Genomic DNA, 24,546 nt, shown 5'->3' with positions numbered 1-24,546 from the left:
ATAATCGCAAACTCTACACTGACGACACTTTTTTCCCTTTTGGAGACGCCGTAAATGGCCGATCGCATTCACTGGACAGTAGGGCAAGCCCAGGCCCTGTTTGATAAACCCTTACTCGAACTGCTGTTCGAAGCACAAACCGTTCACCGCCAACATTTTGATCCGCAGCAGGTGCAGGTTAGCACGTTGCTGTCGATCAAAACCGGTGCCTGCCCGGAAGACTGTAAGTACTGTCCGCAAAGTTCGCGCTATAAAACCGGCTTGGAATCCGAACGGCTGATGCAGGTGGAACAGGTGCTGGAGTCGGCGCGCAAGGCCAAAGCGGCTGGTTCGAGCCGTTTCTGTATGGGGGCTGCCTGGAAAAACCCACATGAGCGCGATATGCCTTATTTGCAACAGATGGTGCAGGGCGTCAAAGCGATGGGGATGGAAACCTGCATGACGCTGGGCACGCTGGATGGCGCACAGGCAGAACGGCTGGCCGAAGCGGGGCTGGATTATTACAACCATAACCTGGACACCTCGCCGGAATTCTACGGCAACATCATCACCACCCGCAGCTATCAGGAGCGCCTGGATACCTTGGATAAGGTGCGTAACGCTGGGATCAAAGTTTGCTCTGGTGGGATTGTCGGGTTAGGCGAAACGGTGCGTGACCGCGCTGGACTGCTGGTGCAACTGGCCAATCTGCCCAAGCCGCCGGAGAGCGTGCCGATCAATATGCTGGTGAAGGTGAAAGGCACGCCGCTGGCCGATAATGAGGACGTCGATCCGTTCGACTTCATCCGCACCATTGCCATTGCCCGCATCATGATGCCAACGTCCTATGTCCGCTTGTCGGCAGGCCGTGAACAGATGAGTGAGCAGACTCAGGCGATGTGCTTTATGGCCGGTGCCAACTCCATCTTCTATGGCTGTAAATTGCTGACTACACCCAACCCGGAAGAGGATAAGGATCTGCAACTGTTCCGCAAGCTGGGCCTGAATCCGCAGCAAACCGCCACCGAACAGGGTGACAATCAACAGCAGCAAGTGCTGACCGAGCAGTTGTTGCACGCCGATACCGTTGAATTCTACAACGCGGCGCTGTAATGGGCTGGCAGCAACGGATCGAACAGGCGTTGGAGGAGCGGCGCGGGGCCGCTGCTTATCGTCAGCGGCAGGTGAATCAAGGTGGTAATGGCCGGTATCTGCAACTCGACGGCCAGCGCTATGTGAATTTTTCCGGCAACGACTATCTGGGCCTGAGCCAACATCCTGAGGTGATCACCGCCTGGCAGCAGGGGGCGCAGCGCTTCGGTGTTGGCAGCGGCGGTTCTGGCCACGTTACCGGTTTTTGCCATGCTCATCATGAGCTGGAGCAGCAACTGGCAGAGTGGCTCGGCTACCCGCGTGCGTTGCTGTTTATCTCCGGCTATGCGGCTAATCAGGCATTGTTGGCCGCCCTGATGCAGGCCGACGATCGCATTCTGGCGGATAAGCTTAGCCACGCCTCTATATTGGAAGCGGCCACTCACTCACCGGCACAACTGCGGCGCTTTCGGCATAACCAGCCCCAGGCATTAGCTACCTTGCTGCAGAAAGCGTGTGCAGGCCAACAGTTAGCGATCACCGAAGGGGTGTTCAGCATGGACGGCGATAGCGCACCGCTGGCCGAACTACATCGGTTGACGCAGCAGGCAGGTGCCTGGCTGATGGTAGATGATGCACACGGTATTGGTGTGCGTGGCGATCAAGGGCGCGGCAGTTGTTGGCAGCAAGGGGTGCGCCCGGAGATGCTGGTCGTGACCTTTGGCAAGGCATTCGGTGTCAGCGGCGCGGCGATCCTTTGCGATGAACCATTGGCTGAATATTTGCTGCAATTCGCTCGCCATCTGATTTACAGCACCGCGATGCCGCCAGCCCAAGCCTGTGCCTTGCAGGCGGCGTTAGGCTGTATTCAGCAAGGGGATGAGCTACGTGAGCAGTTGCAAAAACGCATCCAGTATTTTCGTGCTGGAGTAGCGAGTCTGCCGTTAACGTTAAGCGCATCGGATACCGCTATCCAACCGTTGTTGGTGGGGGATAACCAACGGGCGCTGGATTTGGCGCAGCGCCTGCGAGAGCAGGGATTGTGGGTCAGCGCCATCCGTCCGCCGACGGTGCCACCAGGGGGGGCGCGGTTACGCATTACGCTCACTGCGGCACACCAGCCACAGGATATCGATCGCTTGCTGGAGGTATTGCATGACGTCTGCCATTGAGACAGTGAACAAGCAGGCGGTGGCGGCGGCCTTCAGCCGGGCAGCGGCGAGCTACGATACCGCAGCGGTGCTGCAACGGGAGGTTGGTGAACGCTTACTGGGGATGGGGCTGTCTCATCCTGGCCAACAGGTATTGGATGCCGGGTGCGGCACGGGCTATTTTAGCCGTCGTTGGCGTGAGCTGGGTAAGCAGGTCAGCGCGCTGGATCTGGCACCAGGCATGCTGGCATTTGCCCGTCAGCAGCAAGCGGCGGATCGCTATCTGTTGGGGGATATCGAGCACATCCCTTTGCCGACCGCCTCGGTGGATATCTGTTTTAGCAGCCTGGTGGTGCAGTGGTGCAGCGATCTGCCTCTGGCGCTGGCTGAGTTGTATCGGGTGACGCGGCCCGGTGGACTGATCCTGTTTTCTACTTTGGCTCAAGGGGCTTTGCACGAGTTAGGTGACGCCTGGCAGCAGGTGGATGGCGAGCGTCATGTTAATGACTTCCTGCCGCCAGCTAACATCGCCGCCGCCTGTCATCCCTATCGGCACCAGCTTACGGTCGATTGGCAAACGCTCAGTTATCCCGACGTGATGACGCTGATGCGATCGCTAAAGGGCATAGGCGCGACTCACCTGCATCAAGGGCGTGAAACCGGCCTGCTTTCCCGCCAGCGGCTAGCCGCGTTGCAGGCAGCCTACCCTTGTCGGGATGGGCAGTTTCCTCTCAGTTATCATCTGGTTTATGGAGTGATTTATCGTGATTAAGCGCTGGTTCGTTACCGGAACTGACACCGAAGTGGGCAAAACCGTGGCCAGTAGTGCCCTGCTACAGGCCGCCTGTGCGGCAGGATGGGTATGTGCTGGCTATAAACCGGTAGCGTCAGGTAGTGAGATGACCGATAAAGGGTTACGTAACGGCGATGCGTTGGCGTTGCAGAGAAACAGCAGCGTAGCGCTGGATTACGCCGTAGTGAACCCTTACACCTTTGCCGAACCGACCTCGCCGCATATTGTCAGCCAGGCCGAAGGGCGACCTATCTCGTTGGCGCGGCTTTCCGCCGGTTTACGCCATCTTGAACAGCAAGCAGATTGGCTGTTGGTGGAGGGGGCAGGCGGTTGGTTCACCCCGCTTTCTGAGCATGACACCTTTGCCGACTGGGTACAGCAGGAGCAACTGCCGGTGATCCTGGTAGTAGGCATTAAGCTGGGCTGCATCAATCATGCTCTGTTGACTGCGCTGGCGATCCAACAGTCAGGCCTGACTATGGCAGGCTGGATCGCCAATGACGTTACCGCGCCAGGAAAACGCCATCAAGAGTACCTTGCTACCCTTAGCCGCCTATTGCCCGCGCCCCTATTGGGTGAGATCCCGCATTTACCACAGGTTGAGCAGCAGGCATTGGGGCAGTACCTCGATTTAACCAGACTGAACCCTTGACCTGATGGCCCACGGAAGGGCCAGATTCACACCGTCAGATAGGTATCAATCAATCCCTCATCCAACTGCCCCAGCGTGCCATTGGCCACGTTACGGCCTTTATCCATCAGACAGAAGCGGTCTGCCAGATGACGGGCAAAAGGGAGTTGGTGCTCAACCAGCAAAATGGTCATCCCCAACTCCTGATTCATCTTACGCAGCATCTGGCCGATCCCCGTCGCCAGTGAAGGCGACATCCCGGCGGTTGGCTCATCGAGGATCAGCAGTTCCGGTTCCAGCACCAATGCACGGCCTATCGCCAACTGCTGTTGCTCACTTTGGCACAGATCGCCCGCCCGGTGCATGCGCATCGCCTGCAACCGTGGGAACAGGCTGTAAATGATGGGGGGAATACGGCGTGCCTTGTCACGCCCGGCTAGCAGGGCCACTTGCAGGTTCTCTTCTACGCTCAGCTGGGAAAATATTTGCCGCCCTTGTGGCACGTAACCAATGCCCAGTAACGCCCGGTTTTCTACCGGCTGGGGTAGCAGGTTCTGTGGTGGCTCATCTGCCAGCTGCCAGGTAATACTGCCGCTGACGATCGGCAGGTGTCCCATGATGCAATTGATCAGCGTGGTTTTACCCACCCCATTGCGGCCAAGCAACAAGGTACATTGCCCACGAGGCAATTCAAGGCTGACATCCCACAGCGTATGCTGTTGCCCATAATATTGGTTTACCGCCCGTAAGCTTAACATTTGGCATCTCCTCCAAGACCGATATTCACGTATGGATAACGTTGACCGCAGCAAGCGGTGTCTCTCCCGGGTGTGGCAAATGCTGTGCTGATTACTCTAATCGAGGCTCAGGCTAAAAAATTGGAAAATGGCCGCTACCGGTCGTTTTGCGGCTCTAGGGGGGCTTTTGGATATGCAATGTGCTTTTTCGCCGAAGATAGCCGAGTTGGCTCCGGCCGGTTTTAACCAGATTTGCCGGTTCTTCACGCAGATAACGCCCCCGAACAAGGAATGCAATTCCCAGGCCAGCAGGCGTTGCGCAACAAAAAAGGAGTTTGTTATTGTTTTGTTAACTGATTTAGGCCTAGTGCGTAGGGGGCTTTATCAGGGCAATAAAGTTAACTTGGGCGTTTTTTGCACCGTTACCGTGCGGCAGGGCAAGCTGTTGGTGCAGGTAATAAAGGTCGTTGCCGCAACTTGCAACCCTTGTAAAGCAAAATAGCTAAAAGAGCGTTTTCGTTATCACGGCTTTTAGCATTAATCGGCATAACCAAAGCAGAATTATTGTAAAAAAATAACTAAAAAACCGGCTCCGCTGACGTTTCATTGGGAAAACTGTTCTTTCCGCAACTCCCGCCCCCCATGGGGTAGTGAGAGTTATCCACTATTCCTGTGGATAACCTTGTGCATTATACTTAGAAAAGCGGTGTGAACAGAGAGCGGGCGCGGGTTGTGTGCAGGTTGTCCGCATTCTCGTCTTTTTATTAAAAATACTTAATATCAATAAGTTAATTAAAATCAAGCCAACGGATATCGTTAACGTGCAGATGGGTGGTTTTTCAGCACAATGTCAGCCAAAAGTTAATTCGTGACGCAATCTGGGGATAACAGGTGATTGACAATAAAAATGCCATAGTATTGTCACCTTGTCGGTGCGCTCGTGCCCCGTTAACGGACGGGTATAGCGTAAATCAGCTTGAAGCTGGTTTTATATCCAGTATCATGTGTACTGGCGGAAATCTTCCGGTCTTTCCATAATTAGCCCGCTACCGTCTGGCCGCAAACCTGAAAGATGATGGAGATATGAGCAAAAAATTCAAACTGCATTCCGAATTCAAACCGGCCGGCGATCAGCCGCAAGCCATCCAAAAGCTGGAAGAGGGCCTGAAAGACGGCCTGGCGCATCAAACGCTGCTGGGGGTTACCGGCTCGGGTAAAACCTTTACCATCGCCAATGTGATCGCCGATCTCAACCGGCCCACCATGGTGCTGGCGCCTAACAAAACCCTGGCGGCGCAGCTGTATGGCGAGATGAAAGAGTTCTTTCCCGAGAATGCGGTAGAATATTTTGTCTCCTACTACGATTACTACCAGCCAGAAGCCTATGTGCCAAGCTCCGATACCTTTATCGAGAAAGATGCCTCGGTCAACGAACATATCGAGCAGATGCGCCTGTCGGCCACCAAAGCGCTGCTTGAGCGGCGCGATGTGATAGTAGTGGCTTCGGTTTCCGCGATCTACGGTCTGGGCGATCCGGATCTGTACCTGAAAATGATGCTGCACCTGACCAAGGGCATGATCATCGACCAGCGTTCGATCCTGCGCCGTCTGGCCGAGCTGCAATATACCCGTAACGATCAGGCCTTCCAGCGTGCCACCTTCCGCGTGCGTGGCGAAGTGATCGACATTTTCCCGGCGGAATCGGACGAGCTGGCGCTGCGCGTTGAGCTGTTCGACGAAGAGGTTGAACGCCTGTCGCTGTTCGATCCGCTAACCGGCCAGATTGAGCAGGTGGTGCCACGTTTTACCATCTATCCCAAATCTCACTACGTCACCCCGCGCGAACGTATCGTGCAGGCAATGGAGGAGATCAAGGTGGAACTGGCTCAGCGGCGCAAAGTGCTGCTGGAAAACAACAAGCTGTTGGAAGAACAGCGGCTGACGCAGCGTACCCAGTTCGATCTGGAGATGATGAACGAGTTGGGTTACTGCTCCGGTATCGAGAACTACTCACGCTATCTTTCCGGGCGCGGTGAGGGTGAACCACCGCCAACCCTGTTCGACTACCTGCCTGCAGACGGATTGCTGGTGGTGGATGAATCCCACGTCACCATCCCGCAGATCGGCGGCATGTTCAAAGGCGACCGCTCACGTAAAGAGACGCTGGTAGAGTACGGTTTCCGTCTGCCTTCGGCGCTGGATAACCGGCCGATGCGTTTTGAAGAGTTTGCCGCTGCGGCACCGCAGACAATCTATGTGTCCGCCACGCCGGGCAAATACGAGCTGGAGAAATCCGGCAGCGATATTATCGATCAGGTGGTGCGCCCAACCGGCCTGCTGGATCCGATCGTCGAAGTGCGCCCGGTGACTACTCAGGTGGACGATCTGCTTTCCGAGATCCGCAAGCGCGTTGCCATCAACGAGCGCGTACTGGTCACCACACTGACCAAGCGCATGGCAGAAGACTTGACGGAATACCTGGAAGAGCACGGTGAGCGGGTGCGTTATCTGCACTCGGACATCGATACGGTAGAACGTGTCGAAATCATCCGTGATTTGCGCCTTGGCGAGTTTGACGTGTTGGTGGGCATCAACCTGTTAAGGGAAGGTTTGGATATGCCTGAGGTGTCGCTGGTGGCGATCCTGGACGCAGACAAAGAAGGCTTCCTGCGTTCTGAGCGCTCACTGATCCAAACCATTGGCCGAGCGGCGCGTAACCTCAACGGCAAGGCGATCCTGTATGGCGACAGGATCACCGATTCCATGGCCAAGGCGATAGGCGAAACGGAACGCCGCCGCGCCAAGCAACAGGCGCATAACGAAGCCAACGGTATCGTGCCTCAGGGCCTGAACAAGAAGGTTTCGGATATTCTACAGCTTGGGCAACCAAGCAGCCGTGGCAAGCACAAAGGGAAGGGCAAAGCGGCAGAGAGTGCGGCGCAATACCAACTGCTCACCCCCAAAGCGCTGGAGCAAAAAATCCAGGCGTTGGAGGCACAGATGTATTCTCATGCACAGAATCTGGAGTTCGAGCAGGCCGCTGCGGTGCGTGATGAAATCCACCAGCTGCGCGAGCAATTTATCGCGCTATCATAATGAACCCAAGGGGTGTGGTATGCACGCCCCGGTAAATTTTCTTGCCGTACGCCCATTTGCTGATTAAGGTGTGCGCCCCAAGTATTGAGACGAGTAGCCGCCATGACCGCAACCCCATCCAAAGACCCGTTACACGGCATTACGCTGGAGCAACTGCTGAACAAGCTGGTAGCCCAATATGGCTGGAACGGGCTGGCAGAGCGTATTCGCATCAACTGCTTCAGCAGCGATCCGAGCATCAAATCCAGCCTCAAGTTCTTGCGCCGCACCCCGTGGGCACGCAAGCAGGTGGAAGATCTCTACATCGACAGCGTTAGCGATAATCCTTGGCTCCGGGGTCAAGATTAACCGCGGCTAGCTAGCTGCACTAACGCGGTATCCAGCGCCTGGCGTAATAGTTGGCGATCGTGGCGATACGGGATATCGCTGGCTTCCAGCGGTTGTTGCACCACAATGCGATCCTGCATGGCGCTGGTATCCACCGCCGGGCCAACGATCACGGCGTCAATCATTTTACGGCCGATCTTCTCTTCCATCAGCGCCAGTTTGTCTTGCAGCGTCAATGCGGCTGCGGCGACGCTCAACTCGCGGCCCAGGTTACCGATATACACCATATTGGCGCTACTGCGGCGCAGGGCCTGAGTCAGATCCCCAAGCAGCAACAGTGGCATCAGGCTGGTAAGAAAACTGCCTGGCCCGATCAGGATCAGATCGGCCTGCGCGATTGCCTCAACCGCTTCGCGGGTGGCGTGTACCGGCGGGGAGAGCATCAGCTCTTGCGGCATGATCCTCAGTTGATCGATATTGACTTCACCGTAGACCTGGTGCCCTTCATGATCGTGGGCCATCAGATCGACCGGCTGTTCCGACATCGGGATCAGCGCCGCGTCGATCTTTAGCAGACTACGAACCAGATTGATCGCCTCCAGCGGGCGCACGCTCAGGTGATCCAAGGCTTTCAGCATCAGATTCCCCAGGTTATGCCCCGCCAGTTCCCCGTTGCCGCTAAAACGGTATTCAAACATCGCCGAGGCGACGCTAGGCTCGGTAATCAGCTGATTGAGGCAATTACGGGTGTCACCCCAGGCAATACCGCCTTCAGAACGGCGGATACGGCCGGTAGAACCGCCGTTATCGGTAGTGGTGACAATGCCGGTCAGGCGAGAACCCAACGACGACAGCGAAGACATCACACGGCCAAGACCATGACCACCACCTAATGCCAAGACGCGATCAAGATCGGCCAGGGTACGGTTGCGCATAAAATTCCTTAACTCTGGGTAGGTAGACTGCCCGCTTAAAGTAGCGGATTTGGCACAAAAACGCGATAAAGAGTGTGATTTGCGTGATTCTGGTCAATTCGTTGGCGTAACGGTTGTTTATTATGGTTATCCAGACTTGAGGTGGTGAAAAATCGTTGTATACACAATTATATAGCGTAAATCCACATTGGCTATCGCGGTTGTTTAGCGCTAGAATTATCTGGAAAACCACGGTTTCGTTCCGGCTACTTGAGGTAGCGGGGATGGGATCAAAACTCCTAGCCTTGGTACCTACGTTGTTCTTTGGAGCAATAGGGTATCCTGGCCGTGGCGATGTCAGCCACCAGGGTGCAGAGTGGAAACGCTCGCATCTCCCGTATTTGGAAGGTGTTACAGGTGCCGCAACTCATTGATGCTTTTGAGCGCAAATTCTATTATTTGCGTCTATCGATCACCGACGTGTGTAACTTTCGTTGCACCTACTGTCTGCCGGATGGCTATAAACCGAGCGGCAGTCCCAAGACCTTCCTCTCTCTGGATGAAATTCGGCGTGTCAGCCGTGCCTTTGCCGAGCTGGGTACCGAAAAGGTACGCCTGACCGGCGGTGAGCCTTCTTTACGCCGCGATTTTACCGAAATCATTGCCGCCGTGCGCGAAAACCCGGCGATCCGTACTCTGGCCGTGACTACCAACGGCTACCGTCTGGCGCGTGATGTGGCCAGCTGGCGCGATGCGGGCCTCACGGCAATTAACGTCAGCGTAGACAGCCTTGACGCACGCCAGTTTCATGCCATCACCGGCCAGGACAAATTCCGTCAGGTGATGGAGGGCATCGATGCCGCCTTTACCGCCGGTTACAGCAAGGTGAAGGTGAATGCGGTGCTGATGCGTGATGTCAATCACCAGCAACTGGGCAGCTTCCTTAACTGGATCAAGGATCGGCCAATCCAACTGCGGTTTATCGAACTGATGGAAACCGGTGATGGCAGCGATCTGTTCCGTAAGCACCATGTGTCTGGCGAAGTGATCCGCCTGCAGTTGGAGCAGCAGGGCTGGCAGCGCCAAGTACGCGGCCGCAGCGATGGCCCGGCGCAAGTATTCAGCCATCCGGATTATCAGGGCGAGATAGGGCTGATCATGCCGTACGAAAAAGATTTCTGTGCCAGTTGCAACCGCCTGCGGGTTTCCGCCATTGGCAATCTGCATCTGTGCCTGTTTGGTGAGCAAGGCATTACTCTGCGCGATCTGCTAGCGGATGACGGCCAGTTGGAACAGCTGAAAATGCGCATTCAAAGTGGGCTGCAAACCAAAAAACAGACCCACTTCCTGCATCAGGGCAATAGCGGCCTCACGCAGAACCTATCGTTTATCGGTGGCTAGCCTTCACTAAATCGGTCCTCTCTTCCTCTGGGAGAGGGGGGCTTTCGACAATGAGGAGCACAACACACAATGAGCCAAACCAGTAGTGAATTTATTGCGGCAAAGATTGCCATTTTGACCGTTTCGGATCGCCGCACTGAAGCGGAAGATACCTCCGGGCAATATTTACAAGAAGCCGCCCAGGAAACTGGCCATCAGGTGGTGGCGCGCGCCCTGGTCAAAGACAATATTTATCAGATCCGTGCGCAGGTTTCCGCATGGATTGCCAGCGATGATGTGCAGGCCGTGTTGATAAACGGCGGCACCGGCTTTACCTCTGGGGACAATACGCCTGAAGCGCTATTGCCGCTGTTTGACCGCGAAGTGGAAGGGTTCGGCGAACTGTTCCGCATGGTGTCATACGAAGAGATCGGCACCGCGACCCTCCAGTCACGCGCCGTGGCCGGTATTGCCAACCAGACGGTGATCTTCGCGATGCCGGGTTCCACCCGCGCTTGTCGTACCGCATGGGAACGTATTATTGAAGAACAGTTGGACGCGCGCCATCGCCCGTGCAACTTCTTACCTCATTTAAAGAAATAATTCATGACGCAGCTAACCCACATTAATGCCGCTGGCGAGGCCCATATGGTCGATGTCTCTGCCAAAGCGGAGACGGTACGCGAAGCCCGTGCCGAGGCCTTTGTTGAAATGCAGGCGGCAACACTGGCGATGATTATCGACGGCAGCCACCATAAAGGTGACGTATTTGCTACGGCGCGTATTGCCGGAATTCAGGCTGCGAAGCGCACCTGGGAGCTGATCCCCCTTTGCCATCCGTTGATGCTGAGCAAGGTGGAAGTACAGCTTGAGGCGCAGCCGGCGTTTAACCGCGTGCGTATCGAAACCTGCTGCCGTTTGACCGGTAAAACCGGGGTAGAAATGGAGGCGTTGACCGCCGCTTCGGTGGCCGCGCTCACCATCTACGACATGTGCAAAGCGGTGCAGAAGGATATGGTCATTGGCCCGGTGCGGCTGCTGGCGAAAAGCGGCGGCAAGTCCGGTGATTTCAAGGTGGGATCATGATTAATATTTTGTTTTTCGCGCAGGTGCGTGAACTGGTTGGCACCAGCACGCTGAGCCTTCCGGCACAATATCTTACGGTGGAAGAGCTGCGTAAATCATTGTGCGAACGCGGCGAGCGTTGGGCACTGGCGCTGGAGTCCGGTAAATTGCTGACGGCGGTAAACCAATCGCTGGTAGCCGCAGAGCATCCGTTGAAAGCAGGTGATGAAGTCGCTTTTTTTCCACCGGTAACTGGAGGTTAACAGTGGGAAATACTCGTATCCGCGTTGGCCAGGAAACCTTTAGCGTAGGTGAAGAGTACCAGTGGCTGGCACAGTGTGACGATGACGGCGCGGTGGTGACCTTTACTGGCAAGGTACGCAATCACAATCTGGGGGATGACGTCAGCGCCTTGTCGTTGGAGCATTACCCTGGCATGACTGAAAAAGCCCTTGAAGAGATCGTTGCAGAGGCTCGCTCCCGTTGGCCATTGCAGCGGGCAACGGTGATCCATCGCATCGGTGATTTATTTCCTGGTGATGAAATTGTGTTTGTCGGCGTGACCAGCGCACACCGCAGCATGGCCTTCGAGGCGGCACAATTTATTATGGATTATCTGAAAACCCGAGCCCCTTTCTGGAAACGTGAGGCGACCGGACAGGGGGAGCGTTGGGTAGAGGCTCGCGATACGGATAAACAAGCTGCCAAGCGTTGGTAAATCTCGCCTCAACAGCGGAAATAAATCAATACCTTTGTTCTTTATTGCATACCTTGTGAATTTCAAGTTGTAACTAGGCGACAAGCTAACTCATCCCCAGGAGCTTACTTTTGTAAGTGACTGGGGTGAGTAAGTGCAGGTAACAACGTTACAACTTGAAAGGCGACAGGTATGGTGTTTTCTGTGATACGCTTACTATTTGGCAGGGGAAGTTCCCCGAAACTTGGCTCACATGTAAAAGGTAACCGTCATGGACCGATATCCACGTAATGGTTCTATAGTTGAACGTGCCAACAGCGGCATTCAGGCTTATATGGCGCAGGTGTATGGCTGGATGACCTGTGGCTTGCTGTTGACCGCATTTGTTTCCTGGTATGCAGCGCATACGCCTGCGATCATCAACTTTATTTTCTCTAGCCAAATCACCTTCTTTGGGTTGATTATCCTGCAACTGGGCCTGGTGTTTGTGATTTCTGGCATGGTTAACCGCCTGAGCGGCACCGTGGCGACCGGGCTATTTATGCTCTACTCGGCGCTAACCGGGCTGACGCTCTCAAGCATCTTTATTGCCTACACCTATAGCTCGATTGCCAGCACCTTTGTGGTCACTGCGGGTATGTTCGGTGCGATGAGCCTGTACGGCTACACCACCAAACGCGATTTGAGCGGTTTCGGCAGCATGCTGTTTATGGGGCTGATTGGTATTGTGCTGGCTTCACTGGTGAACATCTGGCTGAAAAGCCCGGCGCTGATGTGGGCAATCACCTATATCGGTGTGCTGGTGTTTGTTGGCCTGACGGCATATGACACCCAGAAACTGAAAGCCATGGGTGAGCAACTGAATGCCGATGATAAAGATAGCTTCCGCAAATACGCCATCGTTGGTGCGTTGACGCTGTATCTCGACTTTATCAACCTGTTCCTGATGCTATTGCGCATTTTCGGCAACCGCCGCTAATACCCGTCGTCTTTCAAGCCGCAGCGTTGTTACCTGCACAGCTATTCGGTCCATCCCTGGGCCTCACCCCTTCGGGGCCGCTGTGCACAGCGTTCAAATCTGTTCCCGACAGATTTGTCTCATCCCAGTCACTTACTAAAAGTAAGCTCCTGGGGATGAGATAGCTAGGCGCCTAGTTGTGCTGTACAGGGATGTACGAATGCCGCGAGCGCAGGGATGCGCAAGAGCGGCCAACTTGAAATCCATAGGGTATCGTGGAGTCTTTTGTTCTTTCAGTTATCCATATAGAAGGTTAATGGAACAGCTTTTTAGTGCGGGTACTGTCTACGAGCGTTCTCTCATCTTATTGAAAAATAAACCATTCTTAACGTATTATTTAACCGTTAGTTAAAGACCGTTCCATTCTGGCTAGAGGCATTAGTTTCATGCTAGGAAGTGTAAAAAACCGACCTCACCAGTCGGTTTTTTTACGTCTGCTATTCAGGCAATCTTCCGTCTGAACATGGCATAAGCCGCGCTACCGGTGGTGGCGGTAATCACCAACAGTGGCCACAGGCTGTGCCAGATGATGCCGAAACCGGCATCCTTGAGGTAGATCTGCTTGGTGATATCGGTGAAGTGGCGGATAGGGTTGGCCCAGGTGAGATGCTGTAGCCAAACCGGCATATTCTCCACCGGCGAGACATAGCCGGAAAGCAGTATCGCCGGCATCATAAACACAAACACCCCGATAAACGCCTGCTGCTGCGTCGCGCACAGCGAAGAAATCAGCAGCCCGAAGCCCACCAAAGACAGCCCGTAAACCAGCATAGTGCCGTAGAACAGCAGCAACGAACCGGCAAACGGGATCTGGTAGGCAAAGATACCGATAAACAGCACGATCGAAGCCTGAAAGGTGGCAATGATCAGAGCCGGTACCGCTTTGCCAATAAAGATCTGCCAGGTGGTCAAAGGGGAAACCAACAACTGCTCTAGCGTACCTTGCTCACGTTCACGCGCGACGGAAAGTGAGGTAACGATCAATACGCCGATGGTGGTGATCATCGCGATCAGCGAAGGCACCACGAACCATTTGTAATCCAGATTCGGGTTATACCAGTTGCGCACCACCAGCTCGCTGTTATTGGGCTTGGTACGCTGCCCAATCAGCGCATTCTGGTAGTCCTGCACGATCTGTTGCACATAGTTGGCGGCGATCTGCGCGCTGTTGGAGTTACGGCCATCGAGGATCAGCTGCAACGGCACGGTATTACCGCTGGCGATATTCCGTGAGAAGTTGGCCGGGAAGCGGACCAGCAGCAGCGCCTTCTGATTATCAATGGTGGTTCTAATCTCCTGCGGGCTACGCAACAACAGCACGTGAGAAAAGGCTTTGGCCTTGGCAAGGCGTTGAGTCAGCTCAATGGAGTGCTGGCCGCTGTCCTCACTGTACACCGCGATGGTGGCATTGGTGACTTCCAGCGTGGCGGCAAACGGGAACAGCACCACCTGCAACAACACCGGCATAATCAGGATCGCACGGGTCTGCGGATCGCGCAGTAGCGACTGCATTTCTTTAACGATCAACGTCCAGAGACGGTGAAACATGGCATCCCCTTAATCCAGCCGCCGCTGGGTTTTCCAGGCCGTCAGGCCGATAAACACCACCGCCGAGGCGATCAAAAACAACAGGTTAATCACCAGTACGGTGCCGATATTGCCCGCCAGGAACAGTGTTTGCAGCGTACTGACAAAGTAGCGCGCCGGAATGATATAGGTCACCGCACGTACCACGGCGGGCATGCTGTCGATCTGGAAGATAAATCCAGACAGCATAATTGAAGGTAAAAAGGCGGCGTTCAGGGCAACCATCGCCGCATTAAACTGGTTCCGGGTGATGGTTGAGATCAACAGCCCCATGCCGAGCGTGCTGGCCAGGAACAGGCTGCTGATCACAAACAGCAGCAACAAAGACCCCCGGTAGGGCACGCCGAGCACAAACACCGAAACCACCATACACAGCACCATGGCGATCATGCCCAGGAAATAGTACGGCACCAGTTTGGACAGCAGCAGCTCACTGCGCGTTACCTGAGTGGAAAGCAGTGCCTCCATGGTGCCACGCTCCCATTCGCGGGCGATCACCAACGAGGTCAGAATGGCACCGATCACCGTCATGATAATGGTGATGGCCCCCGGAATAATAAAGTGCTGGCTGATGGCCGCCGGGTTAAACCAGTAGCGCATCTGGACGTCAATCAGCGGTTTGTCATCACGCCCCAGATCGGTGGCACGCTGTTGCTGCCAGATTTGCCAGATCCCTTGGGTATAGCCTTGCACAAAGTTGGCGGTATTGGGCTCGCTGCCGTCGGTAATGACCTGCAACGGAGCGCGGTCGTTGGGCCGTGCCAGATGCTCGGCAAAATCATTGGGGATCACCACCAGGCCGCGAATGCTGCCAGCCTGCATCATCTGGATCAGTTGTTGGCGGTTATCGCTGACGGTCGGTTCAATATAGGGTGAGCCGATAAAGGCATTGGCCAGATCTCGTGCCTCTTCGCTTTGTTGCTCCATCAGGATCCCCAGCCGCAGCTTGCTGGAATCCAGGTTGATGCCGTAGCCAAAGATAAACAGCAGCATCAGTGGAATGACGAAGGCGATCAATCCGCTGCTGGGATCGCGTAGGATCTGCCGGGTCTCTTTCAGGCACAGCGCCCGCAGCCGCCGCCAGGAAAAGCCGTTGTCGCTGCTCATGCTGCCTCCTCCCGATCGTAGCTCTGCACCAGTTCGATAAACGCCTGCTCCATCGAAGGGTTGGGATTTTGCTCGCTGGCTACCTGCTGCTTGAGATCGTCCGGCGTACCAGCGGCGATGATTTTGCCGCGATACACTAGGCCGATACGATCGCAGTATTCCGCCTCATCCATAAAGTGGGTGGTGACCATCACCGTCACGCCTTTATCTACCATGCCGTTGATGTGCAGCCAGAACTCGCGCCGGGTTAGGGGATCCACGCCCGAAGTAGGCTCATCAAGAAACAGAATATCTGGCTCATGCATCAGTGCACAGGCCAGCGCCAACCGCTGTTTGAAACCGAGCGGTAGCGAATCCGGCGTTTGGTTGAGGATCGGGGCGAAGTTGAAGGCGCGCGACATCTCGTCGATTTTATCGCGCTGGCTCTTGCCGCTCAGCCCATAAACGCCGGAGAAAAACTTCAGGTTCTGCGCCACCGTCAGGTTGCCATACAGCGAAAATTTCTGTGCCATATAGCCCAGATGCTGGCGTGCCTTGCCCGAGCTGGTTTTTAGATCCATCCCCAGCACCAGCGCTTTGCCATCGCTAGGCACCAGCAGGCCACACATCATCTTGAAGGTGGTGGATTTGCCCGCGCCGTTGGGGCCAAGCAGGCCAAAGATCTCGCCGCGTTGCACTTTGAAATCCACATGGTCAGTGGCCGCAAAGTCGCCGAATTTTTTGGTCAACTCTTGTGCTTCGATCACCGTTTCCGAGCTGTCGCCCGTTACCGTGGGCATGATCTCGGCCAGGGCGGATTTGCTGCTTGGGCCGCCGCCTAGCAGATCGATAAACGCATCCTCAAAACGCGGTTCGGCCTCGGTTAATTCTGCCTGTGGCAGATCCAGATCCCGCAATACTTGCTGATGATCTTCATCCGACTTGAGGATCAGCCGCAGATATTTTCCCTGGATCACCCCGTCGCTAACCGCTGGTAAACAGATCGCCCGTTGCAACAGCGATCGGTGGCTACCGGCTGAGGTATCGAGCAGGATGGTGCGTCCCGCCATGCGCTGGGTAAGATCCTGTGGCGCACCGCTGAATAGCAGCTCGCCTTCGTTCATCAGCAGCACTTCGCGGCACTGCTCGGCTTCGTCAAGATAGGAGGTGCTCCACAGGATCAGCATGCCGTCGTTGGCCAGCTCATGCACCATTCGCCACAGTTCACGACGTGAAATGGGATCGACACCGACGCCGGGCTCATCCAGCAGCAACACCTGAGGTTGGCCAAGCAGCGTACAGGCCAGCCCTAGCTTTTGCTTCATCCCGCCGGAAAGCTTGCCCGCCAGCCGTTCGGTAAAGCGGGTCAGATCGGTAAATGTCAGCAATCGCTCAAAGGTTTGCTTACGCAGATCGCCGGTGACTCCGCGCAGATCGGCATATAGCGTGAGATTCTCCATCACCGTCAGATCTTCATACAGCCCGAACTTTTGCGGCATGTAACCGAGAATGGCGTGCAATTGGCGATCTTGTGCGATCGGATCCAACCCGGCGACGGTCAGCTTGCCGCTGCTGGGTTGTAGCAAACCTGCCAACATGCGCAACAGGGTGGTTTTACCTGCGCCATCGGGGCCAACCAGCCCGGTCACCGCGCCACTGCGTAATGTGGTCGTCAGGCTGGCCACCGCCGGTTTATCGAGTGATGGAAAGCGTTTTTCCAACGCCACCAGTTCAATCGTATGTGCCTGTGCCATCACGGTTCCTTACGGCTGTGTGAAATGGACGGTAACCGGCATCCCCTGGCGCAAGGCATCGTCGGCATCGTTAACGATGATCCGCAGGCGGTAGACCAGATCGGTACGCAGATCCGGCGTTTCTACGCTTTTAGGGGTGAATTCCGCAGTGGGGGAAACAAAGCCAATCTTGCCGTGATAAGGCTTGCCAGGACGGCTGTCAGTTTCTATCAAGACTTCAGTACCCGGCGTGGCGTTGCCCAAGCTGGTTTCATTAATGTAGGCACGAACCCACACTGGGCGGGTCAACGACAGGGTAAATACCGTGCTGCCAGCGCTGAGCATGGTGCCTGGCTCCACGGCTCGCGTCATGACCGTGCCAACCGAAGGGGAGAGCAGGGTGGTGTCATGCCAATCCAATTGGGCTTGCGCCAGTGCCGCTTCGGCCTGTGCCAGATTGGCCTTGGCTTCTTCGATTTCCTGTGGGCGGTTACCGGTCAGGTATTGCGACAGTTTGTCTTTCGACGCCTGCAAATTAGCCTGCGCCTGATTACGCGCGGTGCGTGCATCTTCCAGGGCATCGGCAGAGGTGGCCTTTTTCGCCCATAGACCCTGTTGGCGCTGGAAGAAACTGTCGGCATAACTGAAGGCCGACTGCCGTTGGGCAACTTCAGATCGCACCTGAGCGATCTCCTCGTTGCGGTAGCCTGCCTGCAATAAATCCAGTTTGGCTTTGGCGCTGGCTACGTTGGCCTGTGCCTGTAGCAACGCATTCTGGTAAGGGGCATCGTCCAGTTTGCCCAGCAACTGCCCGGGTTGCACGCTGTCCCCTTCGTCTACTGCCAGCGTGGCCAACCGACCATTAACGCGGAAACCCAGATTGACCGTGCGGATATCCACATTGCCATACAGCGTCAGTGGCCGATCCTGCTGGCGTTGGTAAGACCAGAAACCGTAAGCCGTAGCGGCGATTAGCACGATCGCCACACCCACAATGGCAACTCTTTGCTTGTTCATAACACTCCTTACCAAGACGGAAAGTCAGGCGCCGTAACGCTGGCGTAGCCCGCTAACCAGTATGTCGATATGTTCGGCCAGCACCTCGCTAATCTGCTGGGCTTCTTCTGCCGCGATTTGATGCCAGTCGGCCTGGCGTAGCAGGGTTTCACGGCCAACGCGGAATGCCAGCACTTCACCGATCAACGCATGGGTATGCAAGACGATTTTGGTGGAGCGCTCATCGATGCCGGTGTAGCCCGCCAACAGGCGACACAGTAAGTGATGTAACGGGGCTATCACCTGCTGGTGGATCAGCGGGTAGGCATCGGTTGGCGAAAGCTGTTCGCGAGACATGATCTTGCTCAGGTTGAGCGTGTGGGGCTGGGTCATCAGTTGGCTGAAGGCCAGCAACCCGCTTTTGAGATGGTACAGATAGCGCTCTGGCTGGCGTTGCTCCGCAGACAGCAGGTAGAAACGTTCGATCTCTTCGCTCAGTGGGCGGAAGCTTTGTTGGATAAAGTCGGCAATCCACTGGGCTACCGCCAGATATAATCCCTCTTTCGAGTTGAAATAATAGGTGATGGCGGCGATGTTCTGCCCGGCACGCTGGGCGATTTGCCGCGTGGTAGCACCCGAAATGCCATATTCGCCGAACACTTCAATGGCGGCGGCGAGCAGCTGTTGGCGGGCTTGTTCACCCCGTTTAACAGGGCTTACCGGCTGGTTTTCTGCAGAAGACATTGGCCGACCTGAAAAGTTAATCAATCATATGATTAACTTTAGGCAGGGGCGGATAAAAAGTAAACCACAGGCCAGAACATTTTGCTTTTCCGTGAGCTTGCTCGGCGAAAAGTGCTGTGAACACGTAAAATTGCCTTTTCTTATTCGATTTCTGCTACACTCTCGCGCTTGGTGCACTGCAGTTTGTGCCAATCCCTCGAGGTCATGCCTAGGATGTGCCGCAAATAAAGTGCGAGTATCTCCTTATGCCCCGTCTGATCATCCTCCCGGAAACTGCACCGAACGTTTTGTTTAGGTTAGGGGGGATCTGGAGTTTTTCTCTACTATGTCATTTGAAACCCTCGGCTTAAGTGCTGAAATTCTGCGCGCTGTTGAAGAACAGGGCTATCGCGAACCTACGCCAATTCAACGCCAGGCAATCCCGGTGGTATTGGCAGGCCGTGACCTGATGGCCAGCGCCCAGACCGGTACAGGTAAAACTGCCGGTTTTACCTTGCCGCTATTACAGCTGCTGAGCAAACACGATCACCCAATCAAAGGCCGCCGCCCGGTGCGCGCGTTGATCCTGACGCCAACCCGTGAACTGGCTGCACAAATCGGTGAAAACGTTGAGGCTTACAGCAAACACCTGCGCCTGCGTTCGCTGGTGGTGTTTGGTGGTGTGAGCATTAACCCACAGATGATGAAGCTGCGCGGCGGCGTTGATATCCTGGTGGCAACGCCGGGTCGCCTGCTGGATCTGGAGCATCAGAACGCGGTTGATCTCTCCAAAATTGAAATTCTGGTGCTGGACGAAGCCGACCGCATGCTGGATATGGGCTTTATCCATGATATCCGCCGCGTGTTGTCCAAGCTGCCCGCCAAGCGTCAGAACCTGCTGTTCTCCGCGACCTTCTCCGATGAAATCAAAGGGCTGGCCAGTAAACTGCTGACCAACCCGGCGTCGGTAGAAGTGGCTCGCCGCAACACCGCTTCCGAGCAGATTGAACAAAGCGTTCACTTTGTTGATAAGAAGCGCAAGCGTGAACTGCTTTCCCAAATGATCGGCGAAGGTGATTGGAAGCAGGTGCTGGTATTTAACCGTACCAAGCACGGTGCCAACCATTTGGCTGAACAGCTGAATAAAGATGGCATCACCGCTGCGGCTATCCACGGTAACAAAAGCCAGGGCGCACGTACCCGAGCACTGGCCGACTTTAAAGACGGCAAAATCCGCGTGCTGGTAGCTACGGACATCGCCGCGCGTGGTCTGGATATCGATCAGTTGCCGCACGTAGTGAACTACGAACTGCCAAACGTACCGGAAGATTACGTCCACCGTATTGGCCGTACTGGCCGTGCCGAACGTACCGGTGAGGCGATCTCGTTGGTCTGCGTGGATGAACACAAACTGCTGCGTGATATTGAACGCTTGCTCAAGCGTGAAATTCCACGTATTGCCCTGCCAGGCTATGAGCCGGACCCAAGCATTAAGGCTGAACCGATCATCAATGGCCGTCAGGCTGGTGGTGGCCGTGGTGCTCCACGTGGCAACGGCGCTCCGCGTACCGGTAACGGTGGTGGCCAGCGTAGTGGCAATGGCGGCGGTCAGCGTGAAAATCGCGGCGGCGGCAGTGCTCGCCCGCAGGGTGATGGCAAACCACGTTCAGGTGCTCCATCGCGCCGTCCGCGCAGCCGTAAACCTTCTGAGTGATCCTGCATTAATGTTCTATACTGAACCGCCGTAATTGGCGGTTTTTTTTCGCCTGTCTTCCAGGAGTTACCGATGAAATTGAAGTGTGCAATTCTTGATGATTACCAGGGTGTAGCGCTGACGATGGCAGATTGGAGCGTCCTTGGCGAGCAGGTTGAGGTCTTCTCACTGCGTGAGCATATTGACGATGAAGATCAACTGGTGAGCCGCATCAACGACTGCGAGATCGTGGTGATTATGCGAGAGCGCACGCCGTTCACCACCGCATTGCTTTCCCGTTTGCCAAAACTGCAATTGCTGATCACCTCAGGCATGCGCAACGCTTCGATCGATCTGCCTGCGGCAACCCGGCAAGGCGTTACCGTTTGCGGCACCGCCAGCGGTTCTGAAGCGCCGATGGAACTGACCTGGGCGCTCATCCTCGGCTTGGCCAAGCATCTGGTGGCTGAAAGCAGCGGATTGCGTGCCAACGGGCCTTGGCAGCAACATGTTGGCATCACCTTGCATGGCAAAACGTTAGGCTTACTGGGGCTGGGCAAGATCGGCGGCCAGATGGCGAAGGTAGCACAGGCGTTTGGCATGAACGTCGTGGCCTGGAGCCAAAATCTGACGGCTGAAAGGGCACAGGAATTCGGTGTGCAACTTGCCGAGTCAAAACAGGCGTTGCTGGCGGCGAGTGACTTTGTTTCGGTGCATCTGGTGTTAAGCGATCGCAGCCGTGGACTGATCGACCGTCAGGCGTTGGCGGAGATGAAAAACAGCGCTTTTCTGATTAACACCTCGCGCGCGGCGATTGTCGATCAACCAGCGCTGATTGAGGCGCTGCAAACCGGGCAGATCGCCGGTGCCGGGCTGGACGTATTTGAAGTGGAACCACTGCCTGCCGATCACCCATTGCGGCGCTTGCCCAACGTGCTAGCTACGCCGCATGTGGGCTATGTGGCGGATGATAACTATCGTACCTACTTCCGTGAAGCGATAGCCGATATCGAGGCGTTTATTGCCGGTGAGCCGCTGCGCAAGCTAGGGTAATTTTATTGGCGGGAGGCTTGTTGGCACCGCCTTTCGCCCGTATCATTGCGCCCTCTTTGATAGCAGGGGTAGGCATGCGCGTATTATTGGCTCCAATGGAGGGGGTACTCGACTCTCTGGTGCGGGAATTGCTCACCGAGGTGAACGATTACGATCTCTGCATCACCGAATTCCTGCGGGTGGTCGATCAGCGGCTGCCGGCCAAATCCTTCTACCGGCTATGCCCGGAACTGCACCATGCCAGCAGAACGCCGTCCGGCACTCAAGTACGGGTGCAACTGCTTGGCCAGTATCCCGAATGGCTGGCGGAAAACGCGGCTCAGGCGGTCGAACTGGGTTCTTACGGTGTCGATCTGAACTGCGGCTGCCCGTCCAAACATGTGAACGGCAGCGGCGGCGGGGCCACCTTGCTCAAAGATCCCGAACTGATTTATCAGGGCGCTAAAGCGATGCGCGCCGCGGTGCCAGCGCATCTGCCAGTGACGGTAAAAGTGCGCTTGGGTTGGGATTCGGATTCCCGCAGCTTTGAAATTGCAGATGCGGTGCAGCAAGCGGGGGCGACCGAAATCACCATCCATGGCCGTACCAAAGAGGACGGTTATAAAGCCGAACGCATCAACTGGCAGGCGATCGGTGAGATCCGCCAGCGTTTGACCATCCCGGTGATTGCCAACGGGGAAATCTGGGACTATCAAAGTGCGCAGGCTTGTATGCAGGCCACCGGCTGCGATGCGGTAATGCTTGGGCGTGGGGCGTTGAACATCCCCAACCTGAGCCGGGTAGTGAAATATAACGAACCGCATATGCCTTGGCCGCAGGTGGTGCAGTTATTGCAAAAGTACGTGCATCTGGAAAAGCAGGGCGATACCGGTTTATACCACGTTGCCCGTATCAAACAGTGGCTCAGCTACCTGCGCAAAGAGTATCAGGAAGCCACGGAGCTGTTTACCGAGATCCGCACGTTAAACAACTCCAAGGATATTGCGCGGGTGATTTGCCGCTAACCCCTTAGTTCAATGGCGAAATAGTCTCGCAGCGCCTCCAACCGTTCCTCTTCTGAATGCAACGTCGACTCCTTACGGTGATGGTCTTGGGTCACGATCAGCTTTAACTCACTGAGGGTGATGCGACCATCCTCTGTGGGGCGCGAACACACCAGCTTTTGGGTAAAGTGCGACTGTGGCGAAGTGCTGTGATAGTGACACATGTCGTTAAATTCTTCCGGCTGCCGGGGTTGCAGGGTAAAGCGATACAGCGTCTTGGCGTGGGAGGTCCGATCGCCATTGCGGCGCTCCAGATGATACCAGTCGCCAGCTTGTTCAAGATGAAAGGTACCGCTGGCCTGCGGCTGTTGCTCGGTGGTGGTGATTTTCAGCGGGGCTAGGAAAGAATCGCCAAAACCTACATCGACCAGATACGGCTGATCCAAGGTCACTACCAGCGCCATATGGTCAAACGGCGGGCCAAAAGAGCCGTCTCTGGCGTGGATTTCCCCGGAAATAAACGCCACCTGAAAGCCGAGCTGCTGCAATAGCAGGGCGAATATCCGGTTCAATTCATAGCAAAACCCGCCGCGATTATGCTCGACGATTTTGCTGAACAGCCCGGCCTCGCTAAGATCGATCCCCTGATGATAGATAATGCTCAAATTCTCGAACGGCACCGCCAGCATATGGCAGCGATGCAACTGTTGCAGAGTTTGCAGATCGGCCTTTGGTGTGCCAGTGAAGCCGATGTGTTGCAGATAGCGTGGTATGTCCACCAGAATTCTCGCTATACGGGAAATTTTGCATAAATTAGCGGGAATTGCGGCAGTCGGGGAAGCAATATGTGCGGTGTTAACAGTTGGCGGGGCGACCAGCCGCAGTTAATAGCAGATTTACCCAGCGGCGTGTAGCAGCCCCCACAAATTCCTGATTTGTCCAACAGAGGCGGAATTCATAGGCTGAAGGGAGCTGCCATTGTCCGACGAAAATCTCAACCAGCTTACCAGTGCGTAAAGCATCCTGTGCTATCGCCAAGCTGCCAAGTACCACGCCGTTACCATCAATTGCCTCTTGCAGGGCGTGACCTACGCTGTTGAAAGTCAGTAGTGAGCCGGGCTTACCGCTGAGCTTGCAGGCGGTGAACCAATCTTGCCAGGCAGCAACGCCCAAGCCTTGTGCATCTTTCCAGGGGGAGTGGATCAGGCGCAATCCCAGCAAATCTTCTGGGGATTTAATTGCTGGGCAACAGCGCAAGAAGTCCGGGCTGGCCAAGGGCGAAAAAGTATCGGTCAGCAGACGTCGTGAATGGTGCAATGGACTGTAAATCGGGCTGTAACGGATGGCGATATCTGCTTCACCGGCCTCAAGATCGCGCACGCTTTCATTGGCATCGATCACCAATGCGGTCGCGGGATCTTGTTGGTGTAATGCTGGCAAGCGTGGCGCCAACCAGTGGCTGGCTATACCCAGAGTGCAGGTTAGCTTGAGTGTACTCTGTTCCTCTGGGCGCATGCGCTCACAGGATTTCCTCAGTAGCATAAAGGCCCGGATAACCTCCGCAGACAGTTGTTTGCCGCTATCATTCAAGGTCACCGCATTACCTTTACGATGAAATAATGTCACGCCCAGTTCGCTTTCCAATAGCCGTATTTGACGGCTGACGGCACCGAGGGTCACATTCAATTCATCGGCGGCTTCGGTAAAACTGCTACAGCGTGCTGCCACCTCGAAAGTGTGCAGGGCCTTTAATGAAGGCAAACGTTGTTGAGCGTTCAGCTTGAGTTTCATTCAACCATATTGCCAATCTAT

Annotated in this window: 25 protein-coding genes and 1 riboswitch; of the genes, 16 read left to right on the top strand and 9 right to left on the bottom strand. The window is 55.4% G+C overall.

Annotated features, from left to right (window positions below; genetic code table 11):
- Positions 1–54 precede the first annotated feature (54 nt).
- The 4 genes from bioB to bioD are packed head-to-tail and all read left to right on the top strand — an operon-like array spanning position 55 to position 3,667.
- Positions 55–1,092, top strand: a complete 1,038-nt coding sequence (bioB, locus tag KAJ71_RS13270; RefSeq protein WP_248946165.1) for a biotin synthase BioB — start codon at positions 55–57, stop codon at positions 1,090–1,092.
- Entirely contained in the window at positions 1,092–2,243 is a 1,152-nt protein-coding gene (gene bioF / locus KAJ71_RS13265) for an 8-amino-7-oxononanoate synthase (RefSeq protein ID WP_248946164.1), read from the top strand. Before bioB ends, bioF begins: the two co-directional genes overlap by 1 nt.
- Positions 2,227–2,994, top strand: a complete 768-nt coding sequence (gene bioC, locus KAJ71_RS13260) for a malonyl-ACP O-methyltransferase BioC (protein WP_248946163.1) — start codon at positions 2,227–2,229, stop codon at positions 2,992–2,994. The genes bioF and bioC overlap by 17 nt, the downstream gene beginning before the upstream one ends.
- Positions 2,987–3,667, top strand: coding sequence for a dethiobiotin synthase (bioD, locus tag KAJ71_RS13255; protein WP_248946162.1), 681 nt, complete (start codon positions 2,987–2,989; stop codon positions 3,665–3,667). The genes bioC and bioD overlap by 8 nt, the downstream gene beginning before the upstream one ends.
- Before the next feature lie 26 nt (positions 3,668–3,693).
- On the opposite strand, the gene KAJ71_RS13250 is transcribed toward bioD, so the two are convergent.
- A complete protein-coding gene (locus KAJ71_RS13250; RefSeq protein ID WP_248946161.1) occupies positions 3,694–4,404 on the bottom strand; it encodes an ABC transporter ATP-binding protein in 711 nt (236 codons plus the stop codon).
- A 127-nt stretch (positions 4,405–4,531) separates the two neighbouring features.
- Between KAJ71_RS13250 and KAJ71_RS13245 the strand changes: the two genes are divergently transcribed.
- The 3 genes from KAJ71_RS13245 (at position 4,532) to KAJ71_RS13235 (ending at position 7,827) form a co-directional block, all read left to right on the top strand.
- Entirely contained in the window at positions 4,532–4,885 is a 354-nt protein-coding gene (locus KAJ71_RS13245) for a hypothetical protein (RefSeq protein ID WP_248946160.1), read from the top strand.
- 581 nt (positions 4,886–5,466) lie between these two features.
- Complete coding sequence (gene uvrB, locus KAJ71_RS13240) at positions 5,467–7,479, top strand: excinuclease ABC subunit UvrB (protein WP_248946159.1); 2,013 nt, start codon at positions 5,467–5,469, stop codon at positions 7,477–7,479.
- A gap of 102 nt (positions 7,480–7,581) precedes the next feature.
- A complete protein-coding gene (locus KAJ71_RS13235) occupies positions 7,582–7,827 on the top strand; it encodes a VF530 family protein (protein ID WP_021180393.1) in 246 nt (81 codons plus the stop codon).
- On the opposite strand, the gene yvcK is transcribed toward KAJ71_RS13235, so the two are convergent.
- Positions 7,824–8,741, bottom strand: a complete 918-nt coding sequence (yvcK, locus tag KAJ71_RS13230; protein WP_248946158.1) for a uridine diphosphate-N-acetylglucosamine-binding protein YvcK — start codon at positions 8,739–8,741, stop codon at positions 7,824–7,826. The genes KAJ71_RS13235 and yvcK overlap by 4 nt on opposite strands.
- A gap of 263 nt (positions 8,742–9,004) precedes the next feature.
- Positions 9,005–9,147, top strand: a riboswitch (molybdenum cofactor riboswitch).
- Here yvcK and moaA point away from each other — a divergent pair.
- The 6 genes from moaA to KAJ71_RS13200 all read left to right on the top strand — a co-directional run bounded on the left by moaA (position 9,138) and on the right by KAJ71_RS13200 (position 12,841).
- Positions 9,138–10,121 carry a GTP 3',8-cyclase MoaA gene (moaA, locus tag KAJ71_RS13225; protein ID WP_248946157.1) on the top strand — a complete coding sequence of 328 codons (984 nt, stop codon included), beginning with the start codon at positions 9,138–9,140 and terminating at the stop codon, positions 10,119–10,121. (Overlaps the previous riboswitch by 10 nt.)
- Positions 10,122–10,190: 69 nt before the next feature.
- The gene (moaB, locus tag KAJ71_RS13220) at positions 10,191–10,703 is read left to right on the top strand and encodes a molybdenum cofactor biosynthesis protein B (RefSeq protein WP_248946156.1); all 513 of its coding nucleotides are present in this window, start codon (positions 10,191–10,193) and stop codon (positions 10,701–10,703) included.
- A gap of 3 nt (positions 10,704–10,706) precedes the next feature.
- A complete protein-coding gene (gene moaC, locus KAJ71_RS13215) occupies positions 10,707–11,186 on the top strand; it encodes a cyclic pyranopterin monophosphate synthase MoaC (RefSeq protein WP_248946155.1) in 480 nt (159 codons plus the stop codon).
- Positions 11,183–11,428 carry a molybdopterin synthase sulfur carrier subunit gene (gene moaD / locus KAJ71_RS13210; protein WP_248946154.1) on the top strand — a complete coding sequence of 82 codons (246 nt, stop codon included), beginning with the start codon at positions 11,183–11,185 and terminating at the stop codon, positions 11,426–11,428. The genes moaC and moaD overlap by 4 nt, the downstream gene beginning before the upstream one ends.
- A 2-nt stretch (positions 11,429–11,430) precedes the next feature.
- The gene (gene moaE, locus KAJ71_RS13205) at positions 11,431–11,883 is read left to right on the top strand and encodes a molybdopterin synthase catalytic subunit MoaE (RefSeq protein WP_248946153.1); all 453 of its coding nucleotides are present in this window, start codon (positions 11,431–11,433) and stop codon (positions 11,881–11,883) included.
- A gap of 250 nt (positions 11,884–12,133) precedes the next feature.
- Positions 12,134–12,841, top strand: coding sequence for a Bax inhibitor-1/YccA family protein (locus KAJ71_RS13200; RefSeq protein WP_248946152.1), 708 nt, complete (start codon positions 12,134–12,136; stop codon positions 12,839–12,841).
- A gap of 480 nt (positions 12,842–13,321) precedes the next feature.
- On the opposite strand, the gene KAJ71_RS13195 is transcribed toward KAJ71_RS13200, so the two are convergent.
- The 5 genes from KAJ71_RS13195 to KAJ71_RS13175 are packed head-to-tail and all read right to left on the bottom strand — an operon-like array spanning position 13,322 to position 19,026.
- Entirely contained in the window at positions 13,322–14,428 is a 1,107-nt protein-coding gene (locus KAJ71_RS13195; protein ID WP_248946151.1) for an ABC transporter permease, read from the bottom strand.
- Positions 14,429–14,437: 9 nt separating this feature from the next.
- Positions 14,438–15,574, bottom strand: coding sequence for an ABC transporter permease (locus tag KAJ71_RS13190; RefSeq protein WP_248946150.1), 1,137 nt, complete (start codon positions 15,572–15,574; stop codon positions 14,438–14,440).
- Positions 15,571–17,307, bottom strand: a complete 1,737-nt coding sequence (locus KAJ71_RS13185; protein ID WP_248946149.1) for an ATP-binding cassette domain-containing protein — start codon at positions 17,305–17,307, stop codon at positions 15,571–15,573. The genes KAJ71_RS13190 and KAJ71_RS13185 overlap by 4 nt, the downstream gene beginning before the upstream one ends.
- 9 nt (positions 17,308–17,316) lie before the next feature.
- A complete protein-coding gene (gene hlyD, locus KAJ71_RS13180; RefSeq protein WP_248946148.1) occupies positions 17,317–18,303 on the bottom strand; it encodes a secretion protein HlyD in 987 nt (328 codons plus the stop codon).
- Positions 18,304–18,327: 24 nt separating this feature from the next.
- The gene (locus KAJ71_RS13175; protein ID WP_248946147.1) at positions 18,328–19,026 is read right to left on the bottom strand and encodes a transcriptional regulator; all 699 of its coding nucleotides are present in this window, start codon (positions 19,024–19,026) and stop codon (positions 18,328–18,330) included.
- Between the two features lie 325 nt (positions 19,027–19,351).
- Here KAJ71_RS13175 and rhlE point away from each other — a divergent pair, with 325 nt between their 5' ends.
- The 3 genes from rhlE (at position 19,352) to dusC (ending at position 22,755) form a co-directional block, all read left to right on the top strand.
- The gene (gene rhlE / locus KAJ71_RS13170) at positions 19,352–20,719 is read left to right on the top strand and encodes an ATP-dependent RNA helicase RhlE (RefSeq protein ID WP_248946146.1); all 1,368 of its coding nucleotides are present in this window, start codon (positions 19,352–19,354) and stop codon (positions 20,717–20,719) included.
- Between the two features lie 72 nt (positions 20,720–20,791).
- Complete coding sequence (locus KAJ71_RS13165) at positions 20,792–21,751, top strand: D-2-hydroxyacid dehydrogenase family protein (RefSeq protein ID WP_248946145.1); 960 nt, start codon at positions 20,792–20,794, stop codon at positions 21,749–21,751.
- Between the two features lie 74 nt (positions 21,752–21,825).
- Positions 21,826–22,755 (top strand): tRNA dihydrouridine(16) synthase DusC, encoded by a 930-nt coding sequence (gene dusC / locus KAJ71_RS13160; RefSeq protein ID WP_248946144.1) that lies wholly within the window; start codon positions 21,826–21,828, stop codon positions 22,753–22,755.
- On the opposite strand, the gene KAJ71_RS13155 is transcribed toward dusC, so the two are convergent.
- Together KAJ71_RS13155 and KAJ71_RS13150 are read right to left on the bottom strand one after the other, a co-directional pair.
- Entirely contained in the window at positions 22,752–23,513 is a 762-nt protein-coding gene (locus KAJ71_RS13155; RefSeq protein ID WP_248946143.1) for an arylamine N-acetyltransferase family protein, read from the bottom strand. The genes dusC and KAJ71_RS13155 overlap by 4 nt on opposite strands.
- Positions 23,514–23,589: 76 nt before the next feature.
- Positions 23,590–24,525 carry a LysR substrate-binding domain-containing protein gene (locus KAJ71_RS13150; RefSeq protein ID WP_248946142.1) on the bottom strand — a complete coding sequence of 312 codons (936 nt, stop codon included), beginning with the start codon at positions 24,523–24,525 and terminating at the stop codon, positions 23,590–23,592.
- Positions 24,526–24,546 lie beyond the last annotated feature (21 nt).

The organism is Serratia silvae, from assembly GCF_023282985.1.
Classification (GTDB): Bacteria; Pseudomonadota; Gammaproteobacteria; order Enterobacterales; family Enterobacteriaceae; genus Chania; species Chania silvae.
Note: the sequence above shows the minus strand (reverse complement) of the source record. Positions and strands in the feature narration are given on the sequence as shown.

Excerpts from the sequence above, each read along its gene's own strand:
- moaD (WP_248946154.1), top strand. The coding sequence starts at position 11,183 with ATGATTAATATTTTGTTTTTCGCGCAGGTGCGTGAACTGGTTGGCACC.
- rhlE (WP_248946146.1), top strand. The coding sequence starts at position 19,352 with ATGTCATTTGAAACCCTCGGCTTAAGTGCTGAAATTCTGCGCGCTGTT.
- yvcK (WP_248946158.1), bottom strand. The coding sequence starts at position 8,741 with ATGCGCAACCGTACCCTGGCCGATCTTGATCGCGTCTTGGCATTAGGT.
- moaC (WP_248946155.1), top strand. The coding sequence starts at position 10,707 with ATGACGCAGCTAACCCACATTAATGCCGCTGGCGAGGCCCATATGGTC.
- bioF (WP_248946164.1), top strand. The coding sequence starts at position 1,092 with ATGGGCTGGCAGCAACGGATCGAACAGGCGTTGGAGGAGCGGCGCGGG.
- dusC (WP_248946144.1), top strand. The coding sequence starts at position 21,826 with ATGCGCGTATTATTGGCTCCAATGGAGGGGGTACTCGACTCTCTGGTG.
- KAJ71_RS13175 (WP_248946147.1), bottom strand. The coding sequence starts at position 19,026 with ATGTCTTCTGCAGAAAACCAGCCGGTAAGCCCTGTTAAACGGGGTGAA.
- KAJ71_RS13245 (WP_248946160.1), top strand. The coding sequence starts at position 4,532 with ATGGCCGCTACCGGTCGTTTTGCGGCTCTAGGGGGGCTTTTGGATATG.
- KAJ71_RS13165 (WP_248946145.1), top strand. The coding sequence starts at position 20,792 with ATGAAATTGAAGTGTGCAATTCTTGATGATTACCAGGGTGTAGCGCTG.
- KAJ71_RS13190 (WP_248946150.1), bottom strand. The coding sequence starts at position 15,574 with ATGAGCAGCGACAACGGCTTTTCCTGGCGGCGGCTGCGGGCGCTGTGC.
- KAJ71_RS13150 (WP_248946142.1), bottom strand. The coding sequence starts at position 24,525 with ATGAAACTCAAGCTGAACGCTCAACAACGTTTGCCTTCATTAAAGGCC.
- KAJ71_RS13195 (WP_248946151.1), bottom strand. The coding sequence starts at position 14,428 with ATGTTTCACCGTCTCTGGACGTTGATCGTTAAAGAAATGCAGTCGCTA.
- hlyD (WP_248946148.1), bottom strand. The coding sequence starts at position 18,303 with ATGAACAAGCAAAGAGTTGCCATTGTGGGTGTGGCGATCGTGCTAATC.
- bioC (WP_248946163.1), top strand. The coding sequence starts at position 2,227 with ATGACGTCTGCCATTGAGACAGTGAACAAGCAGGCGGTGGCGGCGGCC.
- moaB (WP_248946156.1), top strand. The coding sequence starts at position 10,191 with ATGAGCCAAACCAGTAGTGAATTTATTGCGGCAAAGATTGCCATTTTG.
- KAJ71_RS13235 (WP_021180393.1), top strand. The coding sequence starts at position 7,582 with ATGACCGCAACCCCATCCAAAGACCCGTTACACGGCATTACGCTGGAG.
- bioB (WP_248946165.1), top strand. The coding sequence starts at position 55 with ATGGCCGATCGCATTCACTGGACAGTAGGGCAAGCCCAGGCCCTGTTT.
- KAJ71_RS13185 (WP_248946149.1), bottom strand. The coding sequence starts at position 17,307 with ATGGCACAGGCACATACGATTGAACTGGTGGCGTTGGAAAAACGCTTT.
- KAJ71_RS13200 (WP_248946152.1), top strand. The coding sequence starts at position 12,134 with ATGGACCGATATCCACGTAATGGTTCTATAGTTGAACGTGCCAACAGC.
- uvrB (WP_248946159.1), top strand. The coding sequence starts at position 5,467 with ATGAGCAAAAAATTCAAACTGCATTCCGAATTCAAACCGGCCGGCGAT.
- KAJ71_RS13250 (WP_248946161.1), bottom strand. The coding sequence starts at position 4,404 with ATGTTAAGCTTACGGGCGGTAAACCAATATTATGGGCAACAGCATACG.